The 14,503-nt window shown below is 57.6% G+C and carries 12 protein-coding genes; 4 read left to right on the forward strand and 8 right to left on the reverse strand.

The window, feature by feature from the left end; all coding sequences use genetic code 11:
* Positions 1-8: 8 nt before the first annotated feature.
* Entirely contained in the window at positions 9-2,492 is a 2,484-nt protein-coding gene (gene infB, locus AC2FFP_RS18130; RefSeq protein WP_058272980.1) for a translation initiation factor IF-2, read from the forward strand.
* Positions 2,493-2,713: 221 nt separating this feature from the next.
* On the opposite strand, the gene AC2FFP_RS18135 is transcribed toward infB, so the two are convergent.
* From AC2FFP_RS18135 to AC2FFP_RS18160, 6 genes are all read right to left on the reverse strand, one after another.
* Positions 2,714-4,048 (reverse strand): tetratricopeptide repeat protein, encoded by a 1,335-nt coding sequence (locus AC2FFP_RS18135; protein ID WP_496881323.1) that lies wholly within the window; start codon positions 4,046-4,048, stop codon positions 2,714-2,716.
* A 206-nt stretch (positions 4,049-4,254) separates the two neighbouring features.
* A complete protein-coding gene (locus AC2FFP_RS18140; RefSeq protein ID WP_496769669.1) occupies positions 4,255-5,082 on the reverse strand; it encodes an alpha/beta hydrolase in 828 nt (275 codons plus the stop codon).
* Positions 5,083-5,085: 3 nt separating this feature from the next.
* Positions 5,086-5,982: a tryptophan 2,3-dioxygenase gene (locus tag AC2FFP_RS18145; RefSeq protein WP_496769672.1), complete on the reverse strand. Its 897-nt coding sequence runs from the start codon at positions 5,980-5,982 to the stop codon at positions 5,086-5,088.
* Between the two features lie 45 nt (positions 5,983-6,027).
* The gene (tdh, locus tag AC2FFP_RS18150; RefSeq protein ID WP_496769693.1) at positions 6,028-7,056 is read right to left on the reverse strand and encodes an L-threonine 3-dehydrogenase; all 1,029 of its coding nucleotides are present in this window, start codon (positions 7,054-7,056) and stop codon (positions 6,028-6,030) included.
* Positions 7,057-7,070: 14 nt separating this feature from the next.
* Positions 7,071-8,255: a glycine C-acetyltransferase gene (locus AC2FFP_RS18155; RefSeq protein WP_496881324.1), complete on the reverse strand. Its 1,185-nt coding sequence runs from the start codon at positions 8,253-8,255 to the stop codon at positions 7,071-7,073.
* Between the two features lie 109 nt (positions 8,256-8,364).
* Positions 8,365-8,928: a helix-turn-helix domain-containing protein gene (locus AC2FFP_RS18160; RefSeq protein WP_496769675.1), complete on the reverse strand. Its 564-nt coding sequence runs from the start codon at positions 8,926-8,928 to the stop codon at positions 8,365-8,367.
* Positions 8,929-9,046: 118 nt separating this feature from the next.
* Here AC2FFP_RS18160 and AC2FFP_RS18165 point away from each other — a divergent pair, with 118 nt between their 5' ends.
* The gene (locus AC2FFP_RS18165) at positions 9,047-10,222 is read left to right on the forward strand and encodes an acetyl-CoA C-acyltransferase family protein (RefSeq protein WP_496769677.1); all 1,176 of its coding nucleotides are present in this window, start codon (positions 9,047-9,049) and stop codon (positions 10,220-10,222) included.
* 96 nt (positions 10,223-10,318) lie between these two features.
* Here the strand turns inward: AC2FFP_RS18165 and ubiB are convergent, their stop codons facing one another.
* Positions 10,319-11,848 (reverse strand): 2-polyprenylphenol 6-hydroxylase, encoded by a 1,530-nt coding sequence (gene ubiB, locus AC2FFP_RS18170; protein ID WP_496769679.1) that lies wholly within the window; start codon positions 11,846-11,848, stop codon positions 10,319-10,321.
* Positions 11,848-12,600, reverse strand: a complete 753-nt coding sequence (gene ubiE, locus AC2FFP_RS18175) for a bifunctional demethylmenaquinone methyltransferase/2-methoxy-6-polyprenyl-1,4-benzoquinol methylase UbiE (protein ID WP_058272973.1) — start codon at positions 12,598-12,600, stop codon at positions 11,848-11,850. The genes ubiB and ubiE overlap by 1 nt, the downstream gene beginning before the upstream one ends.
* 86 nt (positions 12,601-12,686) lie before the next feature.
* Between ubiE and mutM the strand changes: the two genes are divergently transcribed.
* Positions 12,687-13,538: a bifunctional DNA-formamidopyrimidine glycosylase/DNA-(apurinic or apyrimidinic site) lyase gene (mutM, locus tag AC2FFP_RS18180; protein ID WP_496769682.1), complete on the forward strand. Its 852-nt coding sequence runs from the start codon at positions 12,687-12,689 to the stop codon at positions 13,536-13,538.
* Between the two features lie 66 nt (positions 13,539-13,604).
* Positions 13,605-14,381: an acryloyl-CoA hydratase gene (gene acuK / locus AC2FFP_RS18185; RefSeq protein ID WP_496726661.1), complete on the forward strand. Its 777-nt coding sequence runs from the start codon at positions 13,605-13,607 to the stop codon at positions 14,379-14,381.
* The last annotated feature ends 122 nt before the right edge of the window (positions 14,382-14,503 follow it).

The raw sequence follows: 14,503 nt of genomic DNA on the forward strand, positions 1-14,503 counted from the left end.
GAAGCTTTATGAGCGATAATGACGGCAAAAAGACATTGGGTCTTCGTGGCGGGGCACGCCCCGGAAATGTGAAACAAAGTTTCAGCCACGGACGTACCAAGAATGTCGTGGTGGAGACCAAACGCAAGCGCGTGGTGGTTCCCAAGCCGGGTGCCGGCAAGCCAGGTGGCGGAGCAACGCCCTCGGGTGATCCGTCGCGCCGCCCTGCCGGGATTTCCGATGCGGAGATGGCCCGCCGGATGAAGGCGCTGCAGGCCGCGAAGGCCCGCGAGGTCGAAGAAGCCGCCGCCCGCGAGGCAGCTGAAAAAGCGCGTGAAGAAGAACGCGCCCGTCGTCGTGCGGAGCAAGAGGCTAAGGAACGCGAACAGCGTGAGGCCGAAGAACGTGCACGTGCCAAGGCCGAAGAAGAAGATCGCAAGCGCAAAGAGGCTGAAATAGCGGCCCAACGCGCAGCTGCTCCGGCTGCACCGGCAGAGCCCAAGGCGGCTGCTCCGCGCAGCCCGGCCAACAAGCCTGCACCGGCTGCAACGCCGCGGAAAAACGATCGCGAGCGTGAACAGCGCGGCAATCGTGGCAAAGGCCGTGATGACAACCGCCGGTCCGGCAAGCTGACACTGGGTCAGGCAACGGGCGGCGAAGGTAATCGGCACCGCTCTATGGCGGCGATGAAGCGCAAGCAGGAGCGGGCGCGCCAGAAAGCCATGGGTGGTACGGTCGAGCGCGAAAAGGTAATCCGCGACGTACAGCTGCCCGAGGCGATCACGGTGTCCGAGCTGGCCAACCGTATGGCCGAGCGTGTGGCAGACGTTGTCAAATCGCTGATGAACATGGGCATGATGGTCACGCAGAACCAGACCATTGACGCCGATACAGCCGAGCTGATCATCGAAGAATTCGGTCACAAAGTGACCCGTGTCTCTGATTCGGATGTCGAGGACGTCATCAAAGAGGTCGAAGACGACGACAAAGATCTGAAATCGCGCCCACCGGTCATCACCATCATGGGTCACGTTGACCACGGCAAAACCTCGCTGCTGGATGCGATCCGCGATGCGCGGGTTGTGGCAGGCGAGGCGGGTGGCATCACCCAGCACATCGGTGCCTATCAGGTGACAACCGATAGCGGCACCACGCTGTCCTTCCTGGATACGCCGGGCCACGCGGCCTTTACCTCGATGCGCTCGCGCGGTGCTCAGGTCACGGATATCGTGGTTCTGGTTGTTGCCGCCGATGACGCGGTGATGCCGCAGACGGTCGAAGCGATCAACCACGCGAAAGCGGCCGGAGTGCCGATGATCGTGGCGATCAACAAGGTCGACAAGCCAGGCGCGAACCCGGACAAGGTGCGCACCGATCTGCTGCAGCACGAAGTCATCGTCGAGAAAATGTCGGGTGAAGTTCAGGACGTTGAAGTCTCTGCCATCACCGGTCAGGGTCTGGATGAACTGCTAGAAGCCATCGCGCTGCAATCCGAGATTCTGGAGCTGAAAGCCAACCCGAATCGCGCCGCCCAAGGTGCCGTGATCGAGGCGCAGCTGGACGTGGGTCGCGGCCCGGTCGCCACTGTTCTGGTTCAGAACGGCACGCTGCGTCAGGGCGATATCTTCGTCGTGGGTGAGCAATACGGTAAAGTCCGTGCGCTGATTAATGACAAGGGTGAACGCGTCAAGGAAGCTGGCCCCTCGGTTCCTGTCGAGGTACTGGGTCTGAACGGCACGCCTGAAGCGGGCGACGTTCTGAACGTGACCGAGACCGAAGCACAGGCTCGCGAGATCGCGGAATACCGCGAACAGGCCGCCAAGGACAAACGTGCGGCCGCTGGCGCCGCAACGACCCTTGAGCAGCTGATGCAGAAAGCCAAGGAAGACGAGAACGTCAACGAACTGCCAATTCTGATGAAAGCAGACGTTCAGGGCTCGGCTGAGGCCATCGTTCAGGCGATGGAAAAAATCGGCAACGACGAGGTGCGCGTGCGCGTGCTGCACTCGGGCGTAGGTGCGATTACCGAAACCGATGTCGGCCTGGCCGAAGCATCCGGTGCGCCGATCCTGGGCTTCAACGTGCGTGCCAATGCGTCGGCGCGGAACACCGCGAACCAGAAGGGCGTGGAAATCCGCTACTACTCGGTAATCTATGACCTTGTGGACGACGTGAAAGCCGCCGCATCCGGCCTGCTGAGCGCCGAGATTCGCGAAAAGTTCATCGGTTACGCCGAGATCCGCGAAGTCTTCAAGGTTACAGGCGTCGGCAAAGTTGCTGGCTGTCTGGTCACCGAAGGCGTGGCGCGTCGTTCCGCAGGTGTCCGCCTGCTGCGCGACAACGTGGTGATCCACGAAGGCACGCTGAAGACGCTGAAACGCTTCAAGGACGAAGTGGCCGAGGTCCAGTCGGGTCAGGAATGCGGTATGGCGTTCGAGAACTACGACGATATCCGTGCAGGCGACGTGATTGAAATCTTCGAACGCGAAGAGGTTACGCGTACGCTGGATTGATTTTGCTATGCGCTGAAACAGTTAGCGGCGACCCAAAGGGTCGCCGTTTTTCTATGTTTTGCCTAAGGCTTTCCGAATCCAGTCAGAAACACGCATCATTTAATCCTGCTCTATCCTCAAGAGTACAATAACTGCACGTCCGCTTTGCGGGCAAAGCGGCCCTTTATCACAAGTCTGCGAATGACGCTTTGTCACTTTTCGGCGAAGCGCGATAGCGTGCGCTAACGTAACTGTAGCCCCCCGATACTCTCCCATTTGCAGGCGGCATCCTTCAAGCAGGCGTGTACCGCAGCTTTGGTTTGCGGATCGTAAACATCGGTCCTGTCACCCGCAAAGTGACCTGCATTCTTCATTAATTCTTGAATATCCCAGATCACACTGTTGTCGGCTACCGCCAAGGCTTCATCCCATATAACCTGCGCTTCAACCAACCTGCCTTTTTCCTCATAGATGGCGGCAAGGCGAAACAGCGCTTCAATGAACGGTGGGGAAGTTGCATGGCCTGCATCGTAGTTTTCTGGCCGCGCCAAACGGATAGCTTCCTTGTAGCTCGCCTCTGCTTCCTCCAAACGATCTAACTGTTCGAGAATCTCGCCTTTCGTAGTCCAAGGCATATGCCTTTGCGGCCTATAGGCGATCAGCCGGTCCACTGAAGTTAAGGCGCCCATCCAATCCTCCACTTCCATTTGAGCGTCCACTTTTAGTCGCAACCCATCGCTGTAAACAGAAGAGAAGTTTGAATTGTTCCCAATCAACACGTCAGCCGCACATTCGTTTCCGGCGGCCCTTAATTCAGATATTTGCGCTCTGAATCCCTCACCTAATTGCTCGTAGAGTTCCGGGCCTTGTGTCACATACGACAGCTCCTCTAACGCTGCCTCGTATTGCTCAATCTGCATGTTCTGTCTTGCGCGCAACAGCATCAGGTACTCGGGACGATCAGTTGATTGTATCAACAAGTCCAGCGCATTCAGCGCCCCCGCTTGCGGTCCATCCGCATAGTTGGCCAAATGGTTTACGAAAGCCATATTCGGGTTGTTGGGACTCTTGCCTTGTTCTCTTTTTAGGATCTTGTCCAGTGCCGAAGGGTCACGCCCCCCAACCTTCCAGATCACCCACGTCATATACCCAAGTCTCCGGCTTGGTGCGCAATAAAGAGGGTCTAATACCAGAGCCTGCCGGTAGTCAGAAATCGCGGATTCCAAATTCCCAGCCGGCATGCTCAGTCGTCCTCGCCAATACCAAGCCCAAGCCGAGTTCGGATTGAGCTCTAGAGCTTTGTTGATATCCGACATGGAACCCGCGTAATCACCCATAATCCCTTTGAGCCACGCTTGGTCCCGCCAAGTATGATCAATGTGATCGTCAGTTGGGTATTTCGAAATCGCCTTGTCGTGCGCAGCCAGCGCCTCGGCGCAGATTTCGACCTGCTTGTCCGTATGGCGGGCGCTCTTGCAAGCAGCCAGCGTGGAATCGACGCGCTCAAACACCATAGTTTTGAATGGTTTGTAGACGATCAACCCAACTCCAGACGCAGCCACAATAATGGCGAGCAACCGAATTCTATTACGCAAAATCATTTTGTATGGGCATCAGTTTTTTATTAGAAATGCAGCCTTTTGTGTACTGATGCGCGGAATGTATGGCTGAATTAAGGCAATTTGTTTGAAGCGTCTCGCCATCGGACGTTTGTCCAAAGTGCAGCATCGGTTAAAATGCGCTCGAACAAGACGTTCATGGCGTCGCAGCAAATGGCCCTTGCCTATTTCGACCCCGCTAAAAACGTCCCCGGATGCATGATAATATCGAAATGCTGCATCCCCTTTTTCAGGTCGAAACTGACCGAATGTCCGGCTTTGCGCAGCAATTCAGCATAATCTCGGCTCTGGCGGACAAATTCGGGCGTGTCTCGTTCGGCCACGGCCACGTGGTAGCGCGGGCCGGGGGCGGGCAGGTGCAGGATGGGGGACAGATCATGTATCTCGACCGGAGTCAGTTGCAGCGGATCGTTTACGGACGTCAGGCTGATCGGTTCCAGATCATAGACGCCGCTGATCAGAATAACATCGCGCACGCGCAATCCCGCGCGGGCCAACGCATCCGCCGAGGTCGCCATGACCATGGCCACCAGATGCGCGCCTGCACTGTGTCCCGATAGGGTGATCCGCGACGGATCAAAGCCCAAATTGAACGCGTTCTCTGCCAGCCAAAGCAGGGCATCGCGGCATTCGTTGACCATCTGATCCAGCCGCGCATCCGGGGCCAACGTGTAATTCAACGTGGCAAAGGATTGCTCGGCCTCAATCAGTGCGGGGGCCATCATCGCTGATTCGCGCTGGCTGAGCGCTTGCCAATATCCGCCGTGAACAAAGACGTGCAACGGCGCACCTGCTCCTTTCGCGGGAAAGAAATCCAGCACTTGCGCCGGCGATTCGCCATAGGCGACGTTTTCCTTCACGTCCATCCTCGCCCGGTGCTGCGCGCTGAGTGCGGTATAGCTGTCTAGATAGGGTGTCAGATCGCCACCGATCATCGAACTGGGGGAGTACTCACGCTCCAACTCGTCCTTAGGGAACCCTCGATACAGCATCGCCTACTCCTGCCCCGCATACATCAATTCGGTGCGCACATCGTAGAGATCGTGGAAGAAGCGTAAATCCAGGGCTTTGCGCAGAAAGGACACGCCGCTGGATCCACCCGTGCCGGGTTGGTTGCCGATGACACGTTCCACAGCTGTGACGTGGTCAAAACGCCAGCGTTGGAACAGGGATTCGACGTCCATCAGCTTTTCGGCTAGCGCGTAAAGGTCCCAATACTTGTCCGTATCGCGGAACACCTGCCCCCAAATCTTAACCACGCGGTTGTCGCCGGAATATGGCTGCGCATAGTCCCGATTCAGTAAATCATCGGGCACATCGAAACCCTGACGGGACAACATATGCAGCACCTCGTCATACAAGGACGGCTTCGTCAGTGCGGCGTCTAGCATCGCCATCACTTCGGGATCATGTGCGTGAACCTTCAGCGTCGAGGCATCCTTGTTGCCCAGAATGAATTCGATCTGACGATAGCCGTAGCTTTGGAAACCCGAAGAACTGCCCAACGCCTCGCGGAAGGTCATATAGTCGGCCGGCGTCATGGTCAGCAACGTCTCCCAAGCCGAGATCAGTTGGCGCTGAATCGCCTTGACCCGGTCGAGATTCTTCATCGCGGGGCCGAATTCGTCCTGTTGCAGGAACCGGCGTACCTCGACCAGTTGGTGGTGCATCAGTTTCAACCACAACTCGCTGACCTGATGGATGATGATGAACAGCATTTCATCTGGCTGCGCAGGGTCCTGAAACGTTTTTTGCAGATTCAACAAGGTCTTGAGCTGCAGGAAGTCGCCATAGCTCTTGCGATGGGTTTCCGCGAAATCGGTGACCAGAGTGTCCTCGATCCCGCGTTCCAGATACCGGTCCTTGTCGCCCATTTGCTCCTCCAAACGCATGATTTCACCCCTGTTTAGGGACTGATCTCGCGCAATTCCAGAGCGTTAAGTCCAGTCCAGAACCACTTTGCCGGATTGGCCGGATTTCATCGCGTCAAAACCTGCGGCGAAATCGTCGACCTTCATCTGGTGCGTAATGACCCGGCTGACGTCCAGACCGTTCTGCAACATGGCGATCATCTTGTACCATGTTTCGAACATTTCACGCCCATAAACACCTTTGATGGTGATGGCCTTGAAGACGATACGGCTCCAATCAACTGGGGATTTTCCGGGGGGAATGCCCAGCAAGGCGATTTTGCCGCCCATCACCAGTGCCTCGACCATCTGGTCCAGTGCGGCTTGCGAACCGGACATCTCCAAGCCAACGTCAAACCCCTGCTGCATACCAAGCTCGGTTATGACGTCTTGCAGGTCTTCCTTGCTGACATCCACGGACCGCACGGTGGGCACGACGTGTTCGGCCAGCTTTAGACGATCCGGGTTGATATCGGTGATCACCACATGCCGCGCGCCTGCATGCCGCGCAACGGCCGCAGCCATGATGCCGATAGGGCCTGCGCCTGTGATCAGAACATCTTCGCCCAGCAGGTCGAAGCTGAGCGCAGTGTGAACCGCGTTGCCCAGCGGGTCGAGGATGGCTCCGATCTCATCCGGAACATCCTCGGGCAAGGGCACCACGTTGAAGGCAGGAAGTTTCAGATATTGGGCAAAGGCCCCCTGTTCATTCACACCAATGCCCCGCGTGCCGGGGTCCAGATGGAACTTTCCCGCGCGGCTCTGTCGGCTGTCGGTGGTGATCAGATGTCCTTCGCCAGAACAGCGCTGGCCGATCTCCAGACCGGTGACATTACGCCCGATTTCGACGATCTCACCCGCGAATTCGTGGCCGGTGATCATCGGGATCGGCACCGTGGCCGCAGCCCAGTCATCCCAGTTCCAGATATGGATATCTGTCCCGCAAATGCCGGTCTTGTTGATGCGGATCAGAACCTCATCCGCGTCGATTTCGGGCACCGGGGCCTGCACTATCCACAGACCTTCCTCAGGTTTGGATTTCTCCAAAGCTTTCATTGTGTTGGGGCGCATCAGATCACTCCCAATTCTTTGCCGACCTTGCCAAAGGCGGCCAGCGCAAGGTCTAATTCGTCCCTTGTTAGAGCCGCATTCATCTGTGTTCTGATCCGTGCCTGACCACGTGGGACCACTGGGAAAAAGAAGCCCGATACATAGACGCCTTCGTCGAACAGGCGCGACGCCATATCTTGCGCCAGTTGCGCCTCGCCCAACATGACTGGGATGATGGGGTGTTCGCCGGGCAGGAGGTCAAAGCCCAGATTTTCCAATCCTGCACGCCAGTATTTCGCGTTGCCGAACAGTTGCGCGCGCAGCACGTCGCCCTCTTCGACCAGGCGGATTGCTTCCAATCCGGCGGCGACGATGGAGGGTGGCAGCGAGTTTGAGAACAGATAGGGCCGCGCCCGCTGCCGTAGTAGGTCGATCACTGGCTGCGGCCCGGCGATGTAACCGCCGATAGCTCCCCCAAGTGCCTTGCCCAAGGTTCCCGTCAGAACGTCCACGTCGACACCGAAGTGATCCGGCGTGCCCGTCCCGTTTGGCCCCATGAAGCCGGTGGCGTGGCAGTCATCCACCATGACGATGGCATCGTATTTGTCCGCCAGCTCGCAAATTTTTGGCAGGTTGGCCAGATAGCCATCCATTGAGAACACGCCATCGGTCGCGATCATGATATGTCGCGCGCCATCCTCGCGCGCCTGTTTCAACCAAGCTTCAAGATCGTTCATGTCATTGTTCATGTACCGATAGCGCTTCGCCTTGCACAACCGCACACCGTCGATGATCGAGGCGTGGTTCAAACTGTCCGAGATGATGGCGTCTTCAGGCCCTAACAAAGGCTCAAACAGGCCGCCATTGGCATCGAAACAAGCGGCAAACAGGATCGAATCGTCCTTGTTCAGGAACTTGGCCAGCTTCTGTTCCAACTCACGGTGAATGTCCTGCGTACCGCAGATGAAGCGGACCGAAGCCATGCCGAACCCCTTGGGTTCCATCGCGCCTTTGGCGGCCTCGATCAAAGCAGGATGATCGGCCAGACCTAGATAATTGTTGGCGCACAGGTTGATGACCTTCCGGTCGCCCACCGTAATCTCACCGCCCTGAGGCGAGGTGATCATTCGTTCGCGCTTATACAGACCCTCAGATTCGATCTGCGCAAGGGTGTCCGTAATATGGGACAAGAATGCATCTGCCATGGCGGTCTCCGTTTATCTGAGTCGCATATCTAACATAGCGGACATAATTCCCAAATAGGGGAATTACAGTATACGGGAAAAATTTCCGTGAATACGGATTTTGCAGGTGTCAGGCGTTTTTAACGATCAGGAAAACCCGCGCTGCCCCGTTAGCAACAATCGAATGCACGACATCCGCCGCATAGCGTGCGGTATCACCCTTCTGTAGATCACTGACAGCCGTACCGGAGGTCACACGAACGGCACCTTCCAGCACGGTCAACTGTTCTCTGGCTCCACGGGCGTGGGGCTGGCTGTTTAGTGCGCCGCCTTTGTCAAACTCAATATCGTAGACCTCGTGACCACCTGCTTCCTCGGGCGGTGAAAGAATGCGAATCCGACAGTTTTGGCCCATGTTGTCGATGCTGGGCACCTCGGATTTCCTGAGGACTTCGATCTGGTTCGCGCTGTTCGCTTCCTCCAGAAGACCCGCGAAATCCACCTGTAATGCGCGGGTCAGGTTCCACAAGGTCGAGATCGTCGGGCTGCTTTCGCCGCGCTCGATCTGGCTGACCATGGATCGGGAGACGCCGCTGAGGTTTGCCACGGCTTCAAGCGACAAGCCCTTGGCACGGCGGGCCTCTTTCAGGCGTGCGGGCAGGCGTGTCAGGATATCATCTGGGTTTTCCGTCATGACGGAATCTCATGCGCGTTTGTCCGTCATATGTCAATTCTGCTTGTGACGGTACGTTCCATAGGACAGCCTGATGCCGCAGATGCATAATTCCGTCAAATTCCGGAGGAGTAGAGACATGAAAGACATCGTGATTCTTGATGGTGCCCGCACCGCGATTGGTACGTTTGGCGGGGCGCTGGCATCAACCGCGCCGATTGATCTTGCGACCGTGGTGACGGAAGCGGCGATGGAACGTTCAGGGGTCGAACCGACCCAGATCGGCAGCGTTGTTTTTGGCCACGTGATCAACACCGAGCCACGCGATATGTACTTGTCGCGCGCCGCTGCAAAACAAGCGGGCATTCCGAACGAAACACCTGCGATGAATGTGAACCGCCTGTGCGGGTCGGGAGCGCAGGCGATTGTGTCCGCTGTGCAGTCTCTGATGTTGGGTGATGCAGAATTTGCCGTGGCTGGAGGTGCCGAAAGCATGTCGCGCAGCCCCTACATCGTTCCTCAGGCGCGCTGGGGTGCGAAAATGGGGGATGTTAAATCGCTCGATATGATGCTGGGTGCCCTGAATTGTCCCTTTGGCACCGGTCATATGGGTGTGACAGCCGAGAACGTGGCGGATGAACATCAGATCACGCGTGAGCAAATGGACGAATTTGCCCTAGCCAGCCAGGCGCGGGCTGCGACTGCGATTGGGGCTGGCTATTTTGAAAGCCAAATCGCGCCGGTTCAGGTCAAAGTCAAACGCGACATGGTCGATTTCACGGTCGACGAACACCCCAAGCAGACCTCGGCCGAGGCGCTGGCAGGACTGCGCCCGGCGTTCAAGAAGGACGGTCGGGTGACGGCTGGAAACGCGTCCGGCATCAACGACGGTGCCGCCGCGATGGTTCTGGCTACGGCTGAAGCAGCTGAGAAAGCGGGTCTGAAACCCAAGGCGCGCATTCTGGGATACGGTCACGCTGGTGTCCGTCCCGAGGTTATGGGGATCGGACCGGTTCCGGCTGTACAGAACCTGTTGGCGCGTACGGGCCTGTCGATCGAGGATTTCGATGTGATCGAAAGCAACGAGGCCTTCGCGTCGCAAGCCTTGGCCGTAAACAAAGAACTGGGGCTGGATGCAGCCAAGGTGAATCCGAACGGGGGGGCGATTGCTTTGGGGCACCCGGTGGGCGCTACAGGCGCGATCATCACCCTTAAGGCGTTGTACGAGCTGGAACGCATCGGCGGATCGAAGGGCCTGGTCACGATGTGCATTGGTGGCGGACAGGGTATCGCCATTGCCTTCGAGCGGATCTGATCCGGATCGGGCAGAGGGGGGGGCTGTCTGCCCCCCATCGCGCTTGCGCGATTCGCCCCGAGGATATTTTGGCCAGATGAAGCTGACGGATATGCCTTAGGTGAAGGCTGTCAGGATCAGGACAATTGCGGCGCCAGCAGCGGCGCCGATGGTTGCTGGAAGAATGGCCGCCGATAGGCCTTTGTTTTTAGTGTCGTCCTTTTGCGTCTGCGCGATCAGCGCATTTTCCACCAAAGCGGGCAGGCGCGGGCCAAAGCGGGCCAGCACCATGGCGGTTTTGCCAAAATCCCGTAGTGCTGCGCGGGGACCGATGGATTGCTTGATGTAATCTTCGACAACCGGGCGCGCGACTTCCCAGATGTTGATGCGCGAGTCCAGTGACCGCGCCACGCCTTCGACGACCACCATTGTCCGTTGCAGCAGGATCAGTTCCGTGCGGGTTTCCATGCCGAACCGTTCTGTCACCTCGAACAGGTAATTCAGTAGGCGTCCCATCGAAATATGAGTGGCATCCATGCCAAAGATAGGCTCTCCGACCGCGCGCAGGGCGCGGGCAAACTCGTCGACGTCCCTGTCGGCAGGGACATAGCCAGCTTCGAAATGCACTTCGGCCACGCGCTTGTAGTCGCGGCGAATAAAGCCAAAGAGAATCTCGGCATAAACCCGGCGGGTATATTCGTCGATATGACCCATGATGCCATAGTCGTAGGCAATGATGTCCCCATTTGCCGCGACCTTCAGGTTGCCCTGATGCATGTCAGCGTGGAAAAAACCGTCACGCAGCGCGTGCAACAGGAACAGGCGCAGCACACGTTCCGCCAGATCGCCGCGGTCGTGCCCCGCAGCATCCAGCGCGATGTTGTCGCCCAGCGGAACGCCGTCGGCCCAGCTGAGCGTCATCACCCGGCGGGCAGACAGGGACCAGACGACCGGGGGCAGCCAGAAGCCTGTGTCGTTCTTGGTGTTGGCCGCATATTCCGACGCGGCTGCGCTTTCCAGCCGCAGGTCGAGCTCACCGCGGACCACGCCGTCGAAATGTTCGATCACCTCCATCGGACGCAGGCGGCGTGCACCGGGGGCGAATAGCTGCACGATGCGTGCGGCGAAATAAAATGCGTCTACATCCTTGCGGAAGGCGCGTTCGATGTTTGGGCGCAGAACTTTGACGGCGACGTCTTCACCGGTGCTAACCAGCTTGGCCTTGTGGACCTGAGCAATCGAGGCCGCGGCGATGGGTTCACTGAACTCGCTGAACACTTCGGAAACCGGCTGGCCCAGTTCCTTTTCAACCTCAGCCATGGCTTCGGCTTTAGAGAACGGGGGCAGCTTGTCCTGCAGCACGCGCAATTGTTCGGCCAACTCATCCCCGACCACATCGGGACGGGTCGACAGTACCTGACCAAACTTGATGTATGCCGGTCCAAGCGCCGTCAGCGCCCTTGTGGCGGGGGGCATGTCAGGATCGCCTTTGTAACCCAACCATTGGAACGGTTTTCCCAAAGCATGCGCCAGAAACCGGATTGCGCGCGGAGCCTCGAACGCGTCCAGCACAACGTTCATGGCGCCTGTGCGCTCAAGAGTGGCGCCTGTGCGGATCAGGCGAATGATGTTGTGTGGTCCGCGCATCAGATTTTCCAGCCGGAATGCAGCGCGGCGATGCCCATGCTCAGGTTGCGGTACTTGGCATTTTCAAATCCGGCCGCGCGGACCATGCCCAGAAATGTTTCCTGATCCGGGAAATTGCGGATCGATTCGACCAGATATTGATAGCTGTCGTAATCATTGGCGATCAGCTTGCCCATGCGCGGGATGACGTTGAAACTGTAAAGGTCATAGAGCTTTTGCAGCCCGTCATTGGGCAATTGGCTGAACTCCAACACCATCAGGCGGCCGCCGGGTTTGAGAACGCGAAACGCCTCGTTCAGGGCCTCTTGGGGGCGGGTCACGTTCCGGATGCCGAAAGAAATCGTGTAGACGTCAAATGTGTTGTCGTCGAAGGGCAGAGCCATGGCATCACCAACCACCCAATTCAGGCTGTCTGCCATCTGGTCGGCCTCGGCACGTTGGCGGCCTTCGACCAGCATGGGTTCGGTTAGATCCAGAACGGTGGCATGGCCATAGCCTGCGCGTTTCAGGAATCGAAACGAGATGTCACCGGTGCCGCCCGCCACGTCGAGCAGGCGCTGGCCTGGGCGCGGAGCAAGCCAGTCCATCATCGCGTCTTTCCAGACCCGGTGAATGCCCATCGACATGACATCGTTCATCACGTCATATTTCGAGGCGACCGAGTTGAACACGCCCTGCACACGCCCGGCCTTTTCAGCCTCACGCACGGTTTCGAACCCAAAATGAGTGGTCTTGTCGCTGTTGTCGGACATTTGCCTTGCCGTTTTTCGAATTTCGCCTCTGTTATAGGGCTCTGGAACCGGGGCACAATGCGGCCCTTTGGAATAGGAGCCGTGTAATGCCGGAATTGCCTGAGGTCGAGACAGTAAGACGCGGCCTGAGCCCAGCGATGGAAGGCGTGGCGATCGACCGGGCAGATGTGAATCGTCCTGATCTGCGCTGGCCTTTCCCTGAGCGGATGGCCGAGCGGTTGACGGGGCAGACGGTTCAGCGATTGCGTCGACGGTCGAAATACATTCTTGCCGATCTCAGCAGCGGTGAAACCCTGCTGATTCATTTGGGCATGTCAGGCCGGATGACCGTATCTGGCGATCCGCTGGGGCAATTCGCGCATGAACATCCGGTGATCCAAAAACATGACCATGTGGTCTTTCACATGGCCAATGGCGCACGTGTCACGTTCAACGATCCGCGCCGGTTTGGTGCGATGGACCTGTTGCAGACAGCAACTGCGGACGATCACAAGCTGCTGTCTGTCCTCGGGCCGGAACCTTTGGGTAATGATTTTCACGAACAACATCTGATCGATGCGTTTCGGGGAAAGAACACTCCGATCAAATCTGCACTTTTGGATCAGGGAATCGTTGCCGGACTGGGTAATATCTATGTTTGCGAGGCGCTTTATCGCGGTCGTGTGTCGCCACGTCGCAAAGCCGGTCAAATTTCTGCGACCCGAGTCGCTGCACTTGTTCCAATCATCCGGAAGGTATTGCAGGACGCCATCGAAGCAGGTGGATCTTCCCTGCGCGATTTCCGCCAAGCCGATGGAGAACTTGGATATTTTCAGCACAGCTTTGACGTCTATGGGCGCGAGGGCGAACCCTGCCGGACCGAAGGTTGTGGTACCCCGATCAAGAGAATCACCCAGTCCGGTCGCTCATCCTTCTATTGTACGCAATGCCAAAGATAGCTTGATCCAGCGAATTCGCGTGGTAAGGAATCGTACCTGAACGGAACAACCGGAAACTCTCATCTCATGGCTTTTGAGACGATCATCGTCGAAATCGAAGACCACGTCGCCCTTATCAAGCTCGACAGGCCCGATGCGCTGAATGCGCTGAACTCACAGCTGGCGCAAGAATTGTGCACCGCATTGGAAGATGCGGATAGCAACGACAAAGTGCGCTGCATCGTCATCACCGGGTCGGACAAGGCGTTCGCGGCAGGCGCGGACATCAAGGAGATGTCCGAGATGAGCTTTGTCGATGTCTACAGCTCGAACCTGTTTGGTGCTCTGAACGACCGCGTGTGCGCGATCCGTAAGCCAATCATTGCAGCCGTTGCCGGATATGCGTTGGGCGGAGGGTGCGAACTGGCGATGCTGTGCGATTTCATCATCGCAGCGGACACTGCCAAATTCGGCCAGCCCGAGATCAATCTTGGCGTCATTGCCGGGCTTGGGGGCAGCCAGCGCCTGACGCGGTTTGTCGGCAAGTCCAAATCCATGGACATGAACCTGACCGGCCGTTTCATGGACGCAGAAGAAGCCGAACGCGCTGGTCTTGTCAGTCGTGTTGTTCCCGCCAAGAAACTGATGGATGAGGCGATGGGCGCAGCCCAGAAGATCGCCGAAAAATCGCAGTTGACCGCAATGGCAGCCAAGGAATCGGTAAACCGCAGCTATGAGCTGCCGCTGAGCGAAGGCATGCTGTTCGAACGCCGTGTGTTCCATTCGATGTTCGCGACCGAGGATCAGAAGGAAGGCATGGCCGCGTTCCTGGAAAAACGCGCCGCGCAATTCCGCGACAAGTAATCGGTGCCCTGATCAAATCGAAACCGGCGGGCCTTTGCCCGCCTTTTTCATACCAGCTATCCGCATCAAAAGAATCGGCTTGGCAAACCCGGCCAACTTGGATAGTAACCGCCGCTATACAT

This window comes from Ruegeria sp. YTSC004 (assembly GCF_059609805.1).

What these genes read in the sequence shown, in the direction of transcription:
- infB (WP_058272980.1), top strand. Translation starts at nt 9, where the DNA reads ATGAGCGATAATGACGGCAAAAAGACATTGGGTCTTCGTGGCGGGGCA.
- ubiB (WP_496769679.1), bottom strand. Translation starts at nt 11,848, where the DNA reads ATGCGCGGACCACACAACATCATTCGCCTGATCCGCACAGGCGCCACT.
- AC2FFP_RS18155 (WP_496881324.1), bottom strand. Translation starts at nt 8,255, where the DNA reads ATGGCAGATGCATTCTTGTCCCATATTACGGACACCCTTGCGCAGATC.
- tdh (WP_496769693.1), bottom strand. Translation starts at nt 7,056, where the DNA reads ATGAAAGCTTTGGAGAAATCCAAACCTGAGGAAGGTCTGTGGATAGTG.
- AC2FFP_RS18165 (WP_496769677.1), top strand. Translation starts at nt 9,047, where the DNA reads ATGAAAGACATCGTGATTCTTGATGGTGCCCGCACCGCGATTGGTACG.
- ubiE (WP_058272973.1), bottom strand. Translation starts at nt 12,600, where the DNA reads ATGTCCGACAACAGCGACAAGACCACTCATTTTGGGTTCGAAACCGTG.
- AC2FFP_RS18140 (WP_496769669.1), bottom strand. Translation starts at nt 5,082, where the DNA reads ATGCTGTATCGAGGGTTCCCTAAGGACGAGTTGGAGCGTGAGTACTCC.
- mutM (WP_496769682.1), top strand. Translation starts at nt 12,687, where the DNA reads ATGCCGGAATTGCCTGAGGTCGAGACAGTAAGACGCGGCCTGAGCCCA.
- AC2FFP_RS18145 (WP_496769672.1), bottom strand. Translation starts at nt 5,982, where the DNA reads ATGCGTTTGGAGGAGCAAATGGGCGACAAGGACCGGTATCTGGAACGC.
- AC2FFP_RS18160 (WP_496769675.1), bottom strand. Translation starts at nt 8,928, where the DNA reads ATGACGGAAAACCCAGATGATATCCTGACACGCCTGCCCGCACGCCTG.
- acuK (WP_496726661.1), top strand. Translation starts at nt 13,605, where the DNA reads ATGGCTTTTGAGACGATCATCGTCGAAATCGAAGACCACGTCGCCCTT.